Here is an 18,552-nt window from a genome sequence, read left to right as displayed (position 1 = left end):
GATGAACGCGCTGGCGACGCTGTTCATCACGGCCGTGACGATCGGCGTGATCGTCGTGAACCGGATGATGATCGCGCGCGAACGGCGCCGCGTGGCCGACATGAAGGCGGCGTTCGCGGTGGCGTGAGCGCGGGCATGATGGTGTGACGGCATGACGAAAGCGACGGCGGGCGCATGACGGGCCCGCCGCTTACAGTGGTTGCTTGCTCGGGGGAGGGAAACGGGGCGATCGTGTGCGGTGCGCTCGCTCATGACCGAGCGGGTCGGCTACGGTGACGACGATGCCACGTGCAAGGCGGCGCAGCCGCCGCGATTCGCAACGGTGCCTTCGGCGCCGGGTTTCGGGTTTCCGATGTGGCCGAACGACGCGTGGGAATGCCACATCGCACGCGATATCGCGCGCGAGTAGCACGGTCGCCACGCGGCGGGCGACGCGCTATAGTCGTGCGACGCCCGCTGACGGTGCGATACACCCGGCGGCCCTTTCACTGACGCGCGCTCCCGATGACAGCCCTTCCCGACGTTACCCTGCGACTGACCGACATCGAGCAGCCGGCCGCACACGATTTCATCAGCCGCAAGCTCGGCGAATTCAATCACGCGATGACGGGGCGCGCCGACGCGGCCACGCTCGACGTGTACGTGACCGATCCCGCGACGGGCGAGATCGTCGGCGGCCTGACGGGGCGCACGTCGCTCGGCCTCTTTTTCATCGATCTGTTCTACCTGCCCGAATCGCTGCGCGGCGGCGGGTTCGGCAGCCGGCTGCTGCGCGAGGCCGAAGCGAAACGACGCGGATGCGCGCGGGCGGTGCTCTACACGATCTCGTTCCAGGCGCCGGATTTCTACCGGAAGCAGGGTTACGAAGCATTCGGCGAAGTGCCGTGCGAACCGGAAGGCACGTCGCGCGTGTTCATGGTGAAGGTGCTTTGAACCGGTTCGGCCGGCGTGCGTCGCGCGCTCAGATTCTCGTGGTGATCGCCTTGGGCGTATAGCTGGCGTGAGTGGCCGGATCGACGAACCGGCCTCTGAAATATCCGTCGCCGTTCGCGTCGGATACGAACGTCTGATGGGCCGGATCCAGCATGCGGCGCCAGAATGCGTTCCGGCGTTCGATGTTTTTGATCGTTTGCGTCTTCCCGAGAATGTTGCCGGTCATCGTTGCGTCCTTGTCGCTGAGGCTGCCGGCGAGCAGGAGCGAGAAGCCCGGCGGAAGGGGATGCGTTCGATGGATCTCCGACCAGCACAGCGTGCCGATGCCCCGGCAGCACAATTCCGGCGGAAGCATGAAGTCGCCGATGTGCATCTTGAACGACGAATCGTCGGGCGGAAACCATCGTTCGCTGAACGGGAATGTCCTGACCCGGGTGGGCGATCCGAATGGCGACTCCCGGTATTCGAATTCGACGGACACGCGGCCCGTGCAGCAGCGATCGGGCAACGCGTCCAGCTTGTCGATTTCCTGCACGATCGTCATGGTCGCGATCGGCACGCCTTGCAGATCGGCGATCCGGTACGAATGCCGCGTGGTGTTCATCGTGTTGATCCTCGAGCAAGCACGACGACGGAGCTCGAACGTCGGCGTCCGGGCGTCGGTAGCGTGCCCCGTGCCGGCGGCGCGGGGCACACGCTACCCGCCGTCCGCGTCAGCAATGCTCCAGCGCGTACGACAGGTCGGCGATCAGGTCGTCCGGATGTTCGAGCCCGACCGACACGCGAATCAGCCCTTCCGACACACCGGCCGCTGCGCGCGCTTCGGCCGGCACGCCCGAATGCGTCGTCGATGCCGGATGGCAGATCAGCGACTCCGTGCCGCCGAGACTGACTGCGGACTTGAAGAGCGTCAGGTGGTTGATGAACCTGAACGCCTGCTCGCGGCCACCGTCGAGGATGAACGCGAACGTCGAGCCGGGCCCGCTGCACTGGCGCCGGTAGACGGCCTGGTAGGCCGGATCGTCGATGAGTTCGGGATGCAGCACGCGCACCGGCTGATGCGGATTGCCGGCGAGCCAGCGGGCGACGGCGCTGCCGCTGCGCGCGGCCTGCTGCATGCGCAGTACGAGCGTTTCCATCGAGCGCGTGATCATCCATGACGAATGCGGGTCGAGCTGCGAGCCGAGCGTGCTGCGGACCGAGCGGATCTTCGTGATCAGGTCGCGGGTGCCCGTCACGCCGCCGGCGACGAGGTCGCTATGCCCGCCGATGTATTTCGTCAGCGAGTACACGCTCAGGTCGATGCCTTGCCGCGACGGCTTCTGATACAGCGGCCCGAGCAGCGTGTTGTCGCAGACCGACAGCGGGCGGTAGCCGTGCCGCGCCTCGAACGCATCGATTTCGCTGCGCAGCCCGTCGAGGTCGAACAGCGCGTTGGTCGGGTTGGCGGGCGTCTCGATGTAGCACATCCGCACGTTGCCCTTTTGCGCGGCCGCTTCGAGCGCGGCGCGGATCGCGCTGGTGGACAGCCCGTCGGCGATCACTTCGGAGCGGATGCCCCACTCGGGCAGGAACTTCGAGATCAGCGTTTCGGTGCCGCCATACAGCGGCACGGACTGGACGACGCAGTCGCCCGGCCGCAGGAACGTCAGCAGAATCGCGGCGATTGCCGACATGCCGCTCGACGTCACGACGGCGGCTTCGGAATCGTCGAGCAGCGCGAGGCGATCCTCGACGATCTCCAGGTTCGGGTGATTGAAACGGCTGTAGACGAGGCCCGCGCCTTCGCCTTCGGGCGAAGGCTTGCGCCCGGCCACGACGTCGAAGAATTCGGCGCCGTCCTCGGCCGTGCGGAACGCGAACGTCGACGTGAGGAACACGGGCGGCTTCACCGATCCTTCCGACAGGAACGGATCGTAGCCGTACGACATCATCTGGGTTTCGGGATGGAGTTCCCGGTCTGCAATCTTGCGCTTGTGGTAGTTGCGATAGGCCATGCGGTGCTCCGTGCAGGGGTGGTGAGGAACGGCCGTTGCAGCGGCGGCATGACGCGTGCGGCGCCGGGTAGGCACCGTTCGTCGCGACCGCGTGACGCGATACTACCCGAAGGCATGGCCTTCGTGACGCGCGACTGTCACTATCGAGAGGGTGTCGCCTGTTCGACGATCATGTCGTACAGCGCACGGGCGGCCGGCGACAGTTGCGCGCTCCGGCGCGTGACGAGCACGAGCGTGCGCGACACCGCGGGCTCGACGAGTTCGATCGTGCGGATCATCGGGTACGCGTTCTTCTGGATCGCGAGCTTCGGCACCACCGCCGCGCCGAGCCCTTCCGCGACGAGCCCGAGCGCCGTCGAGCTGCGTTGTACTTCGTAGAACGAATGCAGCGACACGCCGCTCGTCTTCAGCGCGCCGTCGAGCAGCCCGCGATTGCCGCTCACTTCGCCGGCGAAGATCAGCGGATGCGGTTGCAGGGCGGCCCAGCGAATGCGCCGCCGCTTCGCGAGCGGATGATCGTCGCGGCACACGAGTACATACGGGTCGCTCGTCAGCGGGACGTTGACCAGTTCGGGATGCTGGTCGCCGGCGATGCCGATGCCGAACTCGGCCTCGCGATGCAGCACGGCCTGCAGCACCGACGCCGACGCGTGATCGAGGATCTTCACGCGATCGTGCGGGCGGTGCGCGGAGAATGCGCGCAGGATGCGGGGCAGGTATTGCACGCCGACCGTCGGCACGCACGCGATCGTGACGTCGCCGCGCTGGCTCAGGCCGGTTTCGCGAATTTCGGTGAGCGCGTCGGACAGCTCGTTCAGCAGCCGGCGCGCTTGCGGCAGGAAGCGCCGGCCGATTTCGGTGAGGGTGGTGCGGCGCGTGGTGCGCTCGACGAGCGCGACGCCGAGAAAGGTTTCGAGCTTGCGCAGCCGCTGCGTGATGGCCGTCTGCGTGACGTGCAGCGTATCGGCCGCCTGCCGGAAGCTGCCGCCGTCGGCGATCGCGACGAAAGCCTGAACACCGAGCGTATCGATCTTCATCAGAATTTTGAATCAATCACGATATTAAATTCATTTTACTGAACTTCACGACGACCGCAGAATGCTTCGCATCGACGGCCCCCCGCACCGCGCACGCCGGCAGCGGCACGGCCGTCCACGCCGACCACGAGGAGAATGACATGACGACCCCACTCGATCGATACGCGGCCCAGTACATGCAATTCGAGGACGAACGCACGCGGCCGATCCGCGATCTGCTCGCCGCTGTGCCCAACACGCCGATCCGTACCGCGATCGACATCGGCTGCGGGCCCGGCAATTCGACGGAGGCGCTGATCGCGCGTGCGCCGGACGCAACGGTCCACGGAATCGATGCGTCGACGGACATGATCGACGCCGCGCGCAAGCGCCTGCCGGACCTGCGTTTCGACGTCGTGGATATTTCCACGTGGGACGATCCCGGCGGCTACGACCTGATTCTCGCGAATGCGGTGCTGCAATGGGTGCCCGCGCACGACACGCTGTTTCCGGCACTCGTCGGCCGGCTCGCGCCGGGCGGCCATCTGGCGGTGCAGATGCCCGACAACCTCGACGAACCCGCGCATCGGCTGATGCGCGAGGTCGCCGCGGCCGGGCCGTGGGCGGACAAGCTGAAAGGCGCGGCGCGCACCGAGCGGTTCGATGCGCGTCATTACCACGCGCTGCTGTCGCCGCTGTGCTCGCGCGTGGACATGTGGCGCACGACCTACTACCACCCGCTGCGCGGCGGTGCCGATGCGGTCGTCGAGTGGTTCAAGGGCAGCGCGCTGCGGCCGTTCCTCGCGGCGCTCGACGACGGCGAGCGCGCGGCGTTTCTCGCGCGGTATCGCGACGCGATCGCGGGCCCGGGCGGCTATCCGGCGCTTGCCGACGGCACCGTGCTGCTGCCGTTCCCGCGTCTGTTCATCGTGGCGACGCGGGCATGATCCGGATGTGATGCGCGTGAGATCCGGCGATGACGCGCGTTCGGCGGTGCGTCAGCGCGCCGGCCGCATCGATTCCGGGTCGACCGTGCGGATCCGTGCGGTCTGCCCGTCGCGCAGGTCCTTGTACCAGAACAGCGCGACTTCACCGTCGTTCTCGTCGTCCGCGTACAGCAGGCGATCGTGCCCGCCCAGCACGAAGCCCGAGCGCGCATAGGTGCTGCACGCGGCGATGTTGTTCGACTGCGTTTCCAGCCGCATGAAGCCGAACCCGTGGCTGCGCGCCCAGGATTCGGCGGCCGCGAGCAGCAACTGTCCGATGCCTTGCCGTCGGCTGAGGCGGTCGACGGCCAGCTCCGCGATCTCGGCCATCCCGTTCCAGCTCTGGCTGATCGCCACGAACCCGGCGAGCCGGCCGCCGGCCGTCGCGCGAAAGAGCGCCGTTTTGCCGGTCGCCTCGTCCGCCCAGCCGGCCGGATCGAAGCCGTAGTGCTTGCGGCGCGCCGGCAGCGCGCGCAGATCGAGCAAGTCCTGATACGGCGCGTTCAATTCCCACGCGATGTCGAACGAGAAGTCGCATCGATCCAGTTCGTCGGCGGGAATCGCGCTCGTCTGTTCGATGCTGATGTGTTCGGCTCGGTCCATGTGTCGGTGTCCTGTCTTCTGCGGGATGGCGTGGTGTCGTCGGTGATGCGATCGCCGGCATCGTGAGGTGCGCCGCATCGAGTGTGCGCGTGCCGCGGATTTTTGCGCCCGCACAGTTCGCCGTGCGCGAGACCGGCACAGACTGGCTCCTCCCTTGACGGCGAAACGCGGGCAAACCGTGAACCGGACGGCGACGCAAACGTGTGCGGGGTGCCTGCGCCGGCGAGGGCGCTTTTTCAACCGCCTGATTATGCTGGATTTCGGCACGAGGCCGTCGCCGGCATCGACGCGATGCGGGCCGTCGTGCGTCGCGATTTCGATCCGGGTGACCGTCGGCCGCCTGTGGAGGAAAGACGACAGGAACCCGAATAATTGTTTACCGTTTCGTGACGACTCGATATATTCCGAGAAATATATCGAAGGTCGTGGCGTCGTCAGGCGCCACGTCGTCCACCCGCTCCACGAAAGCCGGAAGAGATTCTGACCTGCATCGCCGGAGCAACGCGTCGTCGCGGCATGCGCACTCGGTGCGCACGCTCGCAGGCGCTGCAACACAGGCGGCCGCCCCGCGGCATGCCACATCAGCAAGCCCATACCGGTACCGAAACGAAGCATCGTGCATGTGCATGAGGTGTATGTGCGCGCGGCGATCCGGTGGCTCGCGTTCGTCAATCAGTCGGTGATTCGTCAACACGCCGCGCGTCACGCTGCGACGCAGACGCGCGTCGACAACAACAGGAAGTGAGCATGAAAAAGACCATCGCGGCCGCAGCCGCACTCGGGATGTTCGGCACCGCCGCGCACGCGCAAAGCAGCGTCACGCTCTACGGGCTGATCGATGCGGGTATCACGTATTCGAACAAGGTCGCGACGTCGGGCGGCCACGGCAAGCTCGTCAAGTACGGTGACGGCGTCGCGTCGGGCAGCCGCTGGGGCATTCGCGGGACCGAGGATCTCGGCGGCGGGCTGAAGGCGCTGTTCGTGCTGGAGAACGGCTTCAGCAGCGGTGACGGCGCGATCGGCCAGGGCGGTGCGCTGTTCGGCCGGCAGGCGTTCGTCGGGCTGTCGAAGAACGGGATCGGCTCGTTGACGTTCGGCCGCCAGTATTCGTTCTCGACCGACTACATCGGCGCGAACTACGCGATGGGCAGCCAGACGCCGGCCGGCAACTACGCGTATCACATCAACGATCTCGACCAGCTGACGTCGAGCCGCATCAACAACGCCGTGAAGTTCCAGAGCGCGAACTTTGCGGGCCTCACGTTCGGCGCGATGTACGGCTTCTCGAATTCGACGCAGTTCGCGGGCACGCCGACCACGACCGGCACGAACGGTTCGCAGGGTTCGTCGAGCGCGTACAGCTTCGGCGCGAACTATGCGCAGGGGCCGTTCGGCATCGGCGCCGCGTACACGAACATCCGCTTCCCGAACGGCGCGACGCCCGCGTTCGGCGTCAGCATCGCGAACGTCAACACGCAGGGGCTGCGCGATCTCGAGACGGTCGGCGTCGGCGCGCGTTATGCGATCGCGGCGGCCGTCGTGTGGGCGAACTGGACGCATACGAAGTTCGTGCCGCTGTCGGGCGAATCGTCGAAGCTGAACAACTACGAAATCGGCGGCCGCTATGCGTTCACGCCGGCCCTGAGCGGCGGCCTCGGCTATACGTTCTCGAAGCTCGACGGCCGCTTCGACGGCAAGTGGCATCAGGTCAATGCCGCGGTCGACTATGCGCTGTCGAAGCGCACGGACGTGTACGTCAGCGCGGCCTACCAGAAGGCGTCGGGCAGCAATACGATCAATGGCCGCGCGGTGCCCGTGCAGGCGGAGATCGGCTCGTCGGGTTCGTTCATCGGCAACGCGGGCGCGAACACGCAGTTCGTCACGCGGGTCGGCCTGCGTCACAAGTTCTGATCGACCTCACCCGCGAGCGGGCGCTCGATCGGAGCGCCCGTTTTTGCTGTCGGGCGCGACGAAGCGCGACCCTGCACCGGTTGATCTACACGGCCGGCAACCTCGGCGATTTCGATGCCACGCCGGCGGCCGGGCTGTGGATCCTCGAAATCCAGATCACGCACCCGACGCGGCCGTTCGGCGCGTTCCACGAGGATCTGCTCGTGTAGCGCCCGTCGCGCGGGCAGGGCGAAGGGAAACGCATTCGGGCGCAACGCGGCTCGTCGCGCCCGAATGCGTGCCGGCCCCATGCAGGCGGCCGGCACGGTACGGTCAGGCCACCGTCAGATGTTGATCGTGACGGGCCCCGCGAGCGGCGTGTAGCCGTCGTCGAACAGATACCACGCGTCGTACTGCCCCGACGCCAGCGTGCTGTTGGCCGTGGACGAGAACAACAGCGAGCCGGTGCTCTTCGGCAGGTACGCCCACGACTTGTAGCTGCCCTTGGTCGGCTGCGCGCCATGCGCGAAGATGCCCACCCAGTTCTTCGGGCTGTGGCTCCACGGCGGCGCGACGTAGTCGAACCGCAGCGTGCCGAACGTCGAGCCTTGCGACGCGAGCGACGCGACGAATTTCTTGCCGGTATTGCCGATCGCCGAATCCGTGAGCAGGGTGCCGGATTGCGCCTGCACGCAGCCGGCTACCCGGCGCAGGAAATTCGGATCGTTCGCGTCGCGGATGCTGGCGTCGTACCAGCCGCCGTCGCCGTACCACGTGACGGCTTGCGTCGCGCCGGCGGCGACGGTGACCGACTGCCGCGTGTTCATGCCGTACGCGTTGTCGGTGAGCTGGAACGTCGTCGCGGCCGAGCCGGCGGAGTTGTCGAGCGTGATCTGCACGTTGCCGTTGGCCACGTCGTAGCACAGGCTGACTTCGGCGGTCGATCCCGTGTTGCCGGACGAACCGATGCTGCCGCGGAACGTCTGCAGGAAGCCGTTCGGGCCGTAGACGGAATAGTCGTAGCTGCCGCCGGCATTCAGCGCGAGCGAATCCGACAGGTTCGCGCAATGGCCCGCGCCGGCCGCGATCGTGTAGTGCCGGGGGATCGTGCTCGTGCCGTCGACCCACGCCTGCAGGTGGACGCCGGCGGTGCCGGTGTTGGTCATCGTCAGCGACAGCGCGTTGCCGGCGCGATTGACCTTGCCTTGCACGAAGAACTCATAGGGCAGGCGGCAGGCGGTGCTGCGGCCGGCCGTCTGCGCCGGCACCGCGGTGGTGGTCGGGTAGGGGATCGGGACGGCCGGGCCGTTCGGGTTCATGTTGCTTGCCGGCGGCTGGATCGCGGGAACCGTCCGGTCGGCGTTCGAGAAATCGAAGGCCGACGTCAGGTCGCCGCAGACCGTGCGTCGCCACGGCGTGATGTTGGTTTCCTGTAGCCCGAAGCGCGCTTCCAGAAAGCGGATCACCGATGTGTGATCGAAGACCTGAGAATTGACCTTGCCGCCCTTCGACCATGGCGAGATCACGAACATCGGCACGCGCGGGCCGAGCCCGATCGGCACGTCGCCGCTCGCCGAGCCGTCCGATGCGGCGCCGCTGCCGGAGACGAATTCGGCGGCCGTCGAGACCGTGGACCGGCCGGTGCCGGCGGCGGAACTGGCCGGGACGGCCGGCGGCATGTGATCGAACAGCCCGTCGTTCTCGTCGTACATGACGAGCAGCACCGTGCTGGCCCACACCGCCGGATTCGACGTCAGCGCATCGAGGACGCTGCTGACGTACCATTCGCCGCCGCTCGCGGCCCACGACGGGTGCTCGCAGTATGCGTAGGGCGCGGCGATCCACGATACCTGCGGCAGCGTGCCGTTGGCGACGTCGGCCCGCAGCTGGCTGAAGAGGTTCGTGTCGTATTCCTTGCCGCCGCCCGACGGGTCGATCTGCGTGCCGTTGAGCGCCGGCGCGAGCGGATCGCCTGCACCGAGGTTCTGGTATTGCTTGAAGTTCAGGATGACGTTGTCGCCGTAGTTGCCGTTCCACCAGAGATCGCTTTTGGAGCCGTTGTATTCGCCGTAGCCATGCGCGGCATCCAGGCCGTTGCCCTTGTCCTGGTAGAACTTCCACGTCACGCCAGCCGTGTTCAGGCGCTCCGGCATCGTGGTCCAGCCGGTGCCCGTCATCGTGTTCGTCGTGTACGGCGAGTAGCCGGCGACGTTGCCGCAGCACCCGGTCCACAGATACAGGCGGTTCGGGTCCGTCGGGCCGAGCATCGAGCAGTGGTACGCGTCGCACACCGTGAACGCGCTCGCCAGCGCGTAGTAGAACGGGATGTCCTTCTGCGTGAAGTAGTACATCGTGCCGCTGGTCTTCGCGTCGGCCCAGTTGTCGTAGCGGCCGTTGTTCCAGGCACTGTGCGTACCGTTCCAGCTGTGGTCCAGGTCGCCGTAGTAGGTGTCGCCGTTCGCCGTGCCGGAGGGCGGGGACGGGTTGAACGGAAACACGTAGGACGTCAGCCAGGGCTGGCGCCACACCGGATACCCGCTCGAAATCACGACCGGCCGAGGATCGCCGAAGCCGCGTGCGCCGCCCAGCGTGCCGAGGTAGTGGTCGAACGAACGGTTTTCCTGCATCAGGATCACGACGTGCTTCACGTCCTGGATCGTGCCGGTGACGGTGGCTGCCGGAATGGCCTGGGCGCGCGCGATGCTTTCGGGCAGCATGCCCGTGATCGCGGTCGCGCCGGCGAGCTTCAACGCATCGGCGAGGAACTGACGTCGTGTCGTGGGTTTGTTTTGCATGATCGCTCTCTGTCGTGGATGGCTGGCCCCGGGGCCAGCGTCGGTCAGTGGCACGCGCTCGCGCAGTGCAGGACGGGCGTGGATGCCGAACCCGGTGCGGCCGCGCGCGCGGCCGCCACGTTGGCCGCGGTGCCCGAGTCGCCATCGCCGCAAGCGGCCAGCGTGCACAGCAGCGCGATCATGAAAACGCCGCGCCAGTGCGGAAAGCGGCTTTCCGAACGGCGCGACCTGACGACATGCTTTCGACTCGACTCGAATCGGATTCCTGAATGATCGAGGCCGTTGCTGCGTGTTCCGTATTTCATTACCCCTCCCGACATGAAAATGGACAGCAGAGAATATCGCCCGAATCAGAACAACTTCATGACAGGCCACCCGCGCGTGCCTGCCACCTGCAAAAGCCTCGAATCGGGATTGGTGGCGACCGGATGCGTGACGTAATCCAGCAGCGGCACGTCGTTGATCGAGTCGCTGTAGAAGTAGGTGCGCTCGAAATCCGACGGCGCGTAGCCGAGCGATTCCAGCCACGCGGTCGTGCGCACGATCTTTCCTTCGCGGAAGCTCGGCACGCCGGTGCTGCGCCCGGTAAACGCGCCGTCCGGCGTGCCGTCGTCGGTATCGAGTTCGATGCCGAGCAGGTGCTCGATGCCGAATTCGGCCGCGATCGGCCTCGTGACGAAGACGTTGGTCGCCGTCACGATGCAGCAGAGATCGCCGTTTTCGCGATGCCGCCCGACCAGCTCGCGCGCCTGCGGCGTGATCGCCGGACGGATCACTTCGTCCATGAACCGCGCGTGCCAGCGCTCGAGCACCTTGCGCGGATAGCGGGTGAGCGGCGCGAGCGTCACGGCGAGATACGCGTTCATGTCGAGCGTGCCGGCCGCGTAATGACCGTAGTGCTCGTCGATCAGCGCGGCGTGCGCGTCGTCCTCGCGCCAGCCGACCCGCGAGATGAAGCGGGCCCAGGCCTGGTCGCTGTCGAGCGGCAGCAGCGTGTGGTCGAGGTCGAACAGCGCGAGATTCTTGTACATGCCGGGTTCCTTGTCTTGCGGGCTTACGCGCCGATCAGCTTGTCGATTGCATCCTTCGCATTCTTTCCGTCGATGGTCGTCACGCCGTCGAGCCACTTCGACAGCACGCCCGGATGCTTCTTCGCCCATTCCCTGGCCACCGCGACCGGGTCCGCGTGATTCATGATCGGCACCATCAGCTGGTTCTCTTCGTCGGTCGTGAACTTCAGGTTGGTCAGCAGCCGGCCGACGTTCGGGCAGCGTTCGAGATAGCCGGGCGTGACGAGCGTGTAGACCTTCGCCGACCCGTAGTTCGGGCCGAACACGGTGTCGCCGCCGTCGAGATAGGTGATCCGGTAGTCGATGTTCATCGGATGCGGCTCCCACGCGAGGAACACGATCATCCGGTGCTCCTGCACGGCGCGCGTTACCTGCACGAGCATGCCGGCCTCGCTCGATTCGACCAGCTTGAAGCCGCCGAGCCCGAACTCGTTCTTGTCGATCATTCGCTGGATCAGCGCGTTGCCGTTGTTGCCGGCGCCGATCCCGTAGATCTTGCCGTCCAGCTGGTCGCGGAACCTGGCGATATCGGCGAAGCGCTTGAGCCCCTTGTCGGATGCGTATTGCGGCACGGCCAGCGTATAGCGCGCGCCGACCAGGTTGGGCTCCGGCAACTGGTGGACGGCGCCGGCGTCCACGAACGGCTTCACCGTCGGCGTCATGCTCGGATCCCAGTAGCCGAGGAACGCGTCGATCTGCGCCTTCTTCACGCCGGCCAGCACGATCGGCGGCGACGCGATCGTCTTGGTCGCCTCGTAGCCGAGTCCGTCGAGCAGCATCATCGCGACGCCTGTGGTGGCCGCGATGTCGCTCCAGCCGACGTCGCCGAGCGTCACCTTTTTGCAGACGTCGCCTTCCGATGCGTGAGCGGGGGCCGTCGCCAGCGCCGCCAGCAGGGTTGCGGCCAGCATCCATGCCTTCTTCATCATGTTGGTCTCCTAAGCAAGTGTTCCGGATCGTGTTGCCTGAATGGTCTGACGATTGATCGTGCCGATCGGATGAAACAAACGAACTTGGGTCTGGCTTTGCAGTTTTTCGTACCGTATATTAGAACGCACAAAATCGCAAGATCGCACAAAAATACAACTCGCCGGGTGCCGGGTGCGGTAACGGGCGGGGCAGGCAGGAAGAACCGGACGGCGGCCCCATGCGGGCCGCGCCTCATCGGATGGACCAGGCAAAGCAAGGAGATCTCGAATGATCAGTCAGCTGGAAATCGTGTCCCGCCTGTTGCTGGCGGCATTGCTCGGCAGCCTCGTCGGCATCGAGCGCGAGCGCCTGTCGTGGGCGGCCGGATTGCGCACCCACATGCTGGTGGCGGTGGGCGCCGCGCTCGTGATGGTCGTGTCGGCGTTCGGCTTCGCGGATGTCCAGAACGCGAAGAACGTGTCGCTGGACCCGTCGCGCGTCGCCGCGCAGGTGGTGTCGGGCATCGGCTTCCTCGGCGCCGGTTCGATCATGCTGCGCGGCGAGATCATCCGCGGCCTGACGACCGCGGCGAGCCTGTGGGTCGTGGCGGCGGTCGGGCTGGCCGTGGGCGGCGGCATGTATGTGGCCGCGATTGCCGCGACGGCGATCGTGCTCGCGATCCTGGCCGGCCTGAAGCCGATCGAGAAACGCTTGTTCGCAACGCGGCAGCGTTGGGGCGTGCGTATCCTCGCGAGCCGCGGCGCCGTGAAGCTGACGTCGCTGCAGGCGATGCCCGGCATCGACCAGGCGCGCATCGTCCGGTTCATCATCGAGCAGGACGACGCCGCGCCGGACGACGACCGCATCCACGTGGTGTTTTCGAAGATGACGAGCAGCGAGTGCCAGGCGGTGCGTCAATCCCTGCAGACCCTCGTCGGCATCAAAAAACTGGAGGAGAGCGCTGCGTAGTTCGCCGTTCGAATAACATTGACGTTCACTCCGAGGACATTCCATGTGGCAAGAAGAGCGATACCAGAGGATCCGGCTTCTGTTATCGAAGATGCAGCGGGTTTCCACCGACCGGATCATGGCCGACCTGAACGTGTCGCGGGAAACCGTGCGTCGCGATCTCGTCGATCTCGAAGCGCTCGGCGAGCTGAAGCGCGTGCACGGCGGCGCGGTGCAGGTGGGCGACGAAGCGCCGATCGCCGAACGCGCGCAGACCCACGTGAAGGCGAAGCTGGCGATCGCCCGCGCGGCGGCCAGGCTGGTCACGGGCTCGCAGACGTTGTTCATCGACGCGGGCACGACCACGACACTGCTGGCCGAGGAACTGGCGAAGCTGTCGGGCCTCACGATCGTCACGAACTCGATCGACGTCGCGCTGAAGATGCGGTCGAGCGACCCGGGGCAGGCAAGGAACGAGACGATCCTGCTCGGCGGGATGATCGGCACCCGCGCGGCCGCGACCGTCGGCGACGGCACGGTCGCCGAGATCTTCCGCTATCGCGCCGACCTCGCGCTGCTGTCGCCGGTCGGCGTCGATGCCGTCCGCGGCGCGACCAATTACGACCGGATGGAAACCGAAGTGGCGCGCGCGATGGTGAGCAACGCGGCGGACGTCGCGATCCTGGCCGATTTCAGCAAGCTCGGCACGAACAGCCGGATCAGCTTCTGCGATCCGGCGCGGATCGGCGCACTGGTGACGGACGCGAAGGCGGAATCGGTCGACAGCTTCAAGAGCCTGAAGAAGGTCATCAAGAACATCGTGCTGTCGTAGCGCCGGGCACGATCGGCCGCCGTTATGCCGCCCATGCGGCGCGCATTCTGCCGGCCGGTTTTTTCCCGGCGTAATATATCCGCCGATACGACGCAGGCCTGCCCACCGGCAGGCCGTCATGGAGGCGGGCGATGGAGAGGGCAGGGACGGCAGCGCTTTCGGCGCAGCAGGTGCAACAGGCGCAACACGTGCAGCCGGCGGCGGCAGGCTCGGTCGCGCTGACGGGCGCATTCGTGCGGCCGATGACGGTGACGCTCGACGATCTGCGCCGGCACGCGAGCGCGGCGGCGGAGCCGTTCGACCTGCGCTGCTTCACGACGAATCGCTTCATCCGCTCGGTCGCGCCGTATCGCGGCGCACGGCTGAAGGACCTGCTCGACGCGGCCGGGCTGCGCAACGACACGCCGGGCGACTTCAAGCGCATGGTGTTCATCGCGCATGCGCACGACGGTTACGCGGTCACGTTTTCCTGGCATGAACTGTTCAATACGCCGGTCGGCGAACACGTGATCGTCGCGTTCGAATGCGGCGACGCGCCGCTGTCGATCGACGACGGCGCGCCGCTGCTGTTCTCGGGCGCCGACCTCCTGCCCGCGCCGCGCCATGTTAAGCGGCTGGCCGGCATCGTCGCCCGCGTGCTCGAGGTCTGAACCGGCGCGCGGGCGGCCGGCATGCGTCGCATCGGCCATCGTGTATGCTTGCCCGCATCGTTCAAAGGGCAGCACAACATGAAGACACCGGCACACCCCAAGCCTGAAGTGCGATTCAGGATGCGTATCCAGCAGGCCGACACGATCGCGCTCGGCCCGGGCAAGGTCGCGCTGCTCGAAGCCGTGCACGAACACGGTTCGATTTCGGCGGCGGCGCGCAGCCTGAAGATGTCGTACCGGCGTGCGTGGCTGCTGATGGACGAGCTGAACCGCTCGCTGAAATCGCCGGCGACGGTGTCCGAGCATGGCGGGCAGAGCGGCGGCGGCAGCGTGCTCACGCCGGTCGGCGAGGAGATCATCCGCCTCTATCGCGGGATCGAGGCGCGCGCCTACGCGGCGTGTGCCGACGAAATCGCCGCGCTCACGAAAATGGTGCGGCGCTGAAGCGCGGGGCCTGTTGACGCCGACGACGCGCTTGCACCGACCCGCTGAAGGGCAGAAGGAGCGCGTCGAAGCGAATCAGGTCTAGCCGTGCCGCAGGCAGAAGCGCGGCGTGCCGCCGGCGGCGGCATCCGGCGCCATGACGTCGCGCGCCTGGGCATCGAGCCGCCCGATCAGTTCGACGAAGCTGGCGACGCTGGCCGTCCGCAGCGGGTAGTACGCGACGTGGTGGCGTTCGCAGATGCGCTTGAGCAGGTTCATCGAATCGTGGTCGATGCAGTCGACCGGGAACACGACCATGTGCGCGCCCGGTAGCGCGGCGGCCAGCAGGCCCTTGCGATCCTCGATACCGCCGTCATGCAGGGTCACGTCACCCCCCGCCGTTTCGACGATCCGCCTGATCGCACGGTTCGAGCCCGGGCGCCCGCCGACGTAGACCAGACGCGTGCCCCGCAGGATCGACAGCGGATCGGCCGCGTGTTCGGCGGGATCGTCCGCCGACGCCTGCACCGCCTGTTCGATCGCGCTCGCTTCGGCGCGCAGCGTCTTCACCATTGCCATCAGGTCGTCGAGCCGCGCGCGCATCGCGCGTGCGCTCGCCTGTTCCGCGGCGATCCGCTGTTCGGCAGCCTCGCGGCGGCTCGTGTGCAGCGCGAGTCGCTCATCGCGCGCGGCCAATGCTTCGCGCAGTTCGTGGACTTCGTCGCGCAATGCGCTTTCAGCCGCCGGCGGCTGTGCATTCCGGCGCGCAACGAGGGCATCCCGCTCCTGCAGCGCCGCGTCGCGCTGCGCGCTCATTTCTTGCAGGCGCGCCTGCTGTCGGTCGATCTTCGCGTGCAGCGCCGCATTCTCCTCCTCCAGCGCGACCAGCCGCCGGATATCGGCGCGATTGGCCGCGCCGACCAGGTGCGACAGCATGTGCAGGTCGCCGAACGCGGCCTGGCGCACGGCCATCGTCGTGCGCGGATGCGTCATCAGCGCCCAGTAGGCGGGCGGGATGTCGCCGCTCTTCAACGCATCCTTCCAGCGCGCAAGGAGGTCATCCGCGTCCTGTGCACCGTCGAATGCGCGGATCGCGCCGGCGTAACGCTCGTCGAGCGCCTTGTGCAATGCCTTGGCGCCGGCCGTGCCGTCGATCGCGAGCTCGACGGCGGCGTGATGGATGTCGAGGTCGGTCGCGTGCTGGCGGTCGAGGTCGGTGTATTTCGGCACGAGCCTGCGCAGCTCGTGCGTGGTCAGGCAGGTGCCGATGATCGAGCAGTGCAGGTTCGCATCGAGCTCGGACAGGCGCGTGCGGCGCTTCAGCTCGGTCAGTTGCGCGCGCGACGGCGCGCAGCATGCGTCGACCCGCGTGCCGGTTGCCGCGGGCAGATTACCGCCGGGCGACGAGAGATCGGCCGTGCGGGCAAGGCGAAAGGGCGGAACGTGCATGTTGACCTCTGTCCGGCACGGTCGGGCCGGAGACGGATGCGCGAAAGATTCGCGAAATATACCACGGGATATAACGAACGAAATTCGGGGGAAATCACCGGGTAATGCGGCGTGGTGCGGTCAGCAGAGTGCGCGCGGTCGGTCGGTGAGCAGCAGGGCGGCGGAGGGCGACGCCGGGGTTGATGGTGAAACGGGACGCGATGCCGGCGCGTGCCGCTCCATCACGTACTCGACGCACAGCCCGACGAACAGCACGTCGACGCGCTCCAGCGCGGCGACCGTGTCGCGCATTGCGGCCGGGTCGTTACTGAACGAATCGGAGAACACGTCGTCGCGTGTGCGTTCGAGGCGGCGCGCGTGGCCGATCGCCCGTTCGAGTTCGGGCAGGCGCGTGAAGCGGGCGGTGCGTGCGTCGTCTTCGAGCGTGGACAGCAGTTCACGAAAGCCCATCGCGGACAGCGCATCGTCCTGCGCGTTTTCAGCGTGCGCAGCCGAGAACATCCGGATGAAGCGCACGACGCTGCCGCGCAGGCGCCGGAACGCGTCGACGACATCCGTGACCTGCTGCGCACGTGCGTCGCTCGACAGCGGCCTGAGCGCGCTGATCTTGTGCGCGAGCGGCTGTTCCCGTGCGGTGCGCTGCGGGGCGCGATCCGTCGGCGTGCGGGGCATGGCGAATCTCCGGAAGTGCTGGTTGCGATATATTCTACGGAACATATCGAGTGCGCGAAAAAAAACGGCACCGTGCACGAGACATGGTGCCGTCAGCGGTCCTGGTAACGGCCCTCGCAACGGCCCGAGCAACGGCCGCAACAACGGCCGCAACAACGGCCGCAACAACGGCCGCAACAACGGCCGCAACAACGGCCGCAACAACCGCCGCAACAACCGCCGCAACAACCGCTGCAACAACCGCTGCAACAACCGCTGCAACAACCGCCCCAACAACCGCCCGAGTCAGTCGATGTCGCGCCCGACCGTTCCGAACGCGACCGCGACGCCGAGGACCACGCTGTCGCACACGGGCTGCACGCAGCGCCCGGCCCCATCGGGCACATCCGCCCCGCATTCGTGAATACGCCCGCGCCTAATGCGGCCGCGTGAGCGCCGCCGGCAGCACGGCGGCCCGGGTGCCCGCCGATTCGTCCACCGTCGTCCTGCCGCCGTCCCGAAAGAACGCCTGCTCGGCGGCATTGTTCATCACGAGGATGCTGATGCGGCGATTGGTCGGCTCGTCCGCGACGTTCCGGTCGAGCGGCAGGACATCCGCGAGCCCGCGCACCTGGAGCAGCTTTTCTTCCCGCAATCCGCCCGCGACCAGCGCGCGCCGCGCGGCGTTCGCGCGATCGCTGGAGAGCTCCCAGTTCGAATAGCCCGTGGGGCCGTCGCGATACGGCGTTGAATCGGTATGGCCGGCAATCGACACGCGGTTGTCGACATCGTCGAGTGCCGTGCCGATCTGGGTGAGGATGGCGGTGGCATACCCTTCGGGTTGCGAACTGCCCGACGCGAACATCGGGCGCTTGAGCGAATCGACGATCTCGATGCGCAAGCCCTCGTGAGTGATCGCGATCCGGATCTGGTCCTGGTACGCGCGCAATGACGGGCTTTGTGCAATCGCCGCGGTCAGCTTCGCCTTCAGGCGCTCGAGCTTTTGCGTATCGACGATGTCGGCAGCGGCCGCGGGCGAACTGGCCGGCACTGGTTGCGCTTTCGCGTCGATGGCCGGCGCCGGGTCCGACAGGTCGCGGCCGCCGCCCTGCACGATGCTCGGGCGCGGCGCCTGTGCGTCTTTCCCGCCGGACAGGAGCGTCGACAGCGGCGTGTTGAAGTAATCCTCGATCCCCTGCTTGTCGTACTTGGACACCGAGCCGAGCAGCCACATCAGCAGGAAGAACGCCATCATCGCCGTGACGAAATCGGCGTAGGCGATTTTCCAGGCGCCGCCGTGGTGGGCGTCGTGGTCCTCGCCCTTCTTGCGGCGCACGACGACGAGCGGTGCCGATGCGGACTGTTTCGACGGGTTGGAGCGATGGTCGGCCATGGCGCCT

At 66.9% G+C, this 18,552-nt stretch carries 18 protein-coding genes and 2 pseudogenes; 9 read left to right on the top strand and 11 right to left on the bottom strand.

The annotated features are described in order from the left end of the window. Positions 1-127, top strand: a pseudogene (locus E9536_RS30420) (putrescine ABC transporter permease PotI); the annotation flags it as partial. A gap of 377 nt (positions 128-504) precedes the next feature. Next, complete coding sequence (locus E9536_RS30415; protein WP_136471839.1) at positions 505-933, top strand: GNAT family N-acetyltransferase; 429 nt, start codon at positions 505-507, stop codon at positions 931-933. 28 nt (positions 934-961) lie between these two features. Here the strand turns inward: E9536_RS30415 and E9536_RS30410 are convergent, their stop codons facing one another. From E9536_RS30410 to E9536_RS30400, 3 genes are all read right to left on the bottom strand, one after another. Beyond that, on the bottom strand, positions 962-1,468 hold the full coding sequence (locus tag E9536_RS30410) for a hypothetical protein (RefSeq protein ID WP_136471837.1): 507 nt from the start codon (positions 1,466-1,468) through the stop codon (positions 962-964). A gap of 178 nt (positions 1,469-1,646) precedes the next feature. Continuing rightward, the gene (locus tag E9536_RS30405; protein WP_136471835.1) at positions 1,647-2,930 is read right to left on the bottom strand and encodes a cystathionine gamma-synthase family protein; all 1,284 of its coding nucleotides are present in this window, start codon (positions 2,928-2,930) and stop codon (positions 1,647-1,649) included. 140 nt (positions 2,931-3,070) lie between these two features. After that, a complete protein-coding gene (locus E9536_RS30400; RefSeq protein WP_021159947.1) occupies positions 3,071-3,967 on the bottom strand; it encodes a LysR family transcriptional regulator in 897 nt (298 codons plus the stop codon). Between the two features lie 140 nt (positions 3,968-4,107). Here E9536_RS30400 and tam point away from each other — a divergent pair, with 140 nt between their 5' ends. Further along, positions 4,108-4,893, top strand: coding sequence for a trans-aconitate 2-methyltransferase (gene tam, locus E9536_RS30395; protein ID WP_136471833.1), 786 nt, complete (start codon positions 4,108-4,110; stop codon positions 4,891-4,893). 51 nt (positions 4,894-4,944) lie between these two features. Here tam and E9536_RS30390 read toward each other — a convergent pair whose 3' ends face one another. Then, positions 4,945-5,535 (bottom strand): GNAT family N-acetyltransferase, encoded by a 591-nt coding sequence (locus tag E9536_RS30390; RefSeq protein ID WP_059692688.1) that lies wholly within the window; start codon positions 5,533-5,535, stop codon positions 4,945-4,947. Between the two features lie 747 nt (positions 5,536-6,282). Between E9536_RS30390 and E9536_RS30385 the strand changes: the two genes are divergently transcribed. Continuing rightward, on the top strand, positions 6,283-7,446 hold the full coding sequence (locus E9536_RS30385) for a porin (protein WP_136471831.1): 1,164 nt from the start codon (positions 6,283-6,285) through the stop codon (positions 7,444-7,446). 83 nt (positions 7,447-7,529) lie between these two features. Continuing rightward, a pseudogene (locus E9536_RS42580) lies at positions 7,530-7,655 on the top strand ((Fe-S)-binding protein); the annotation flags it as partial. Between the two features lie 114 nt (positions 7,656-7,769). Here E9536_RS42580 and E9536_RS30375 read toward each other — a convergent pair. The 4 genes from E9536_RS30375 to E9536_RS30360 all read right to left on the bottom strand — a co-directional run bounded on the left by E9536_RS30375 (position 7,770) and on the right by E9536_RS30360 (position 12,216). After that, the gene (locus E9536_RS30375) at positions 7,770-10,220 is read right to left on the bottom strand and encodes a phospholipase C, phosphocholine-specific (RefSeq protein WP_136471829.1); all 2,451 of its coding nucleotides are present in this window, start codon (positions 10,218-10,220) and stop codon (positions 7,770-7,772) included. A gap of 44 nt (positions 10,221-10,264) precedes the next feature. After that, complete coding sequence (locus E9536_RS42230) at positions 10,265-10,402, bottom strand: hypothetical protein (RefSeq protein ID WP_226127085.1); 138 nt, start codon at positions 10,400-10,402, stop codon at positions 10,265-10,267. Between the two features lie 168 nt (positions 10,403-10,570). Then, positions 10,571-11,251, bottom strand: a complete 681-nt coding sequence (locus E9536_RS30365) for an HAD family hydrolase (protein WP_021159955.1) — start codon at positions 11,249-11,251, stop codon at positions 10,571-10,573. A gap of 23 nt (positions 11,252-11,274) precedes the next feature. Then, complete coding sequence (locus E9536_RS30360) at positions 11,275-12,216, bottom strand: choline ABC transporter substrate-binding protein (protein ID WP_226144690.1); 942 nt, start codon at positions 12,214-12,216, stop codon at positions 11,275-11,277. A 271-nt stretch (positions 12,217-12,487) separates the two neighbouring features. Between E9536_RS30360 and E9536_RS30355 the strand changes: the two genes are divergently transcribed. The 4 genes from E9536_RS30355 (at position 12,488) to E9536_RS30340 (ending at position 15,073) form a co-directional block, all read left to right on the top strand. Then, positions 12,488-13,168, top strand: coding sequence for an MgtC/SapB family protein (locus E9536_RS30355; RefSeq protein WP_027789870.1), 681 nt, complete (start codon positions 12,488-12,490; stop codon positions 13,166-13,168). A gap of 43 nt (positions 13,169-13,211) precedes the next feature. Continuing rightward, a complete protein-coding gene (locus E9536_RS30350) occupies positions 13,212-13,979 on the top strand; it encodes a DeoR/GlpR family DNA-binding transcription regulator (protein ID WP_136471825.1) in 768 nt (255 codons plus the stop codon). Between the two features lie 131 nt (positions 13,980-14,110). Next, positions 14,111-14,629 carry a molybdopterin-dependent oxidoreductase gene (locus E9536_RS30345; protein ID WP_059692700.1) on the top strand — a complete coding sequence of 173 codons (519 nt, stop codon included), beginning with the start codon at positions 14,111-14,113 and terminating at the stop codon, positions 14,627-14,629. A gap of 120 nt (positions 14,630-14,749) precedes the next feature. Continuing rightward, positions 14,750-15,073, top strand: a complete 324-nt coding sequence (locus E9536_RS30340) for a LysR family transcriptional regulator (RefSeq protein ID WP_021159959.1) — start codon at positions 14,750-14,752, stop codon at positions 15,071-15,073. 81 nt (positions 15,074-15,154) lie between these two features. On the opposite strand, the gene E9536_RS30335 is transcribed toward E9536_RS30340, so the two are convergent. From E9536_RS30335 to motB, 3 genes are all read right to left on the bottom strand, one after another. Further along, a complete protein-coding gene (locus E9536_RS30335; protein ID WP_136471823.1) occupies positions 15,155-16,501 on the bottom strand; it encodes a DUF2325 domain-containing protein in 1,347 nt (448 codons plus the stop codon). A 120-nt stretch (positions 16,502-16,621) separates the two neighbouring features. After that, positions 16,622-17,173 (bottom strand): hypothetical protein, encoded by a 552-nt coding sequence (locus E9536_RS30330; protein WP_136471821.1) that lies wholly within the window; start codon positions 17,171-17,173, stop codon positions 16,622-16,624. Positions 17,174-17,588: 415 nt separating this feature from the next. Continuing rightward, positions 17,589-18,545 (bottom strand): flagellar motor protein MotB, encoded by a 957-nt coding sequence (gene motB, locus E9536_RS30320; RefSeq protein ID WP_060085745.1) that lies wholly within the window; start codon positions 18,543-18,545, stop codon positions 17,589-17,591. Positions 18,546-18,552 lie beyond the last annotated feature (7 nt).

This window comes from Burkholderia sp. LS-044, from assembly GCF_004803625.1.
Taxonomy (GTDB): domain Bacteria; phylum Pseudomonadota; class Gammaproteobacteria; order Burkholderiales; family Burkholderiaceae; genus Burkholderia; species Burkholderia cepacia.
This window is presented reverse-complemented; position numbering and strand designations above follow the sequence as displayed.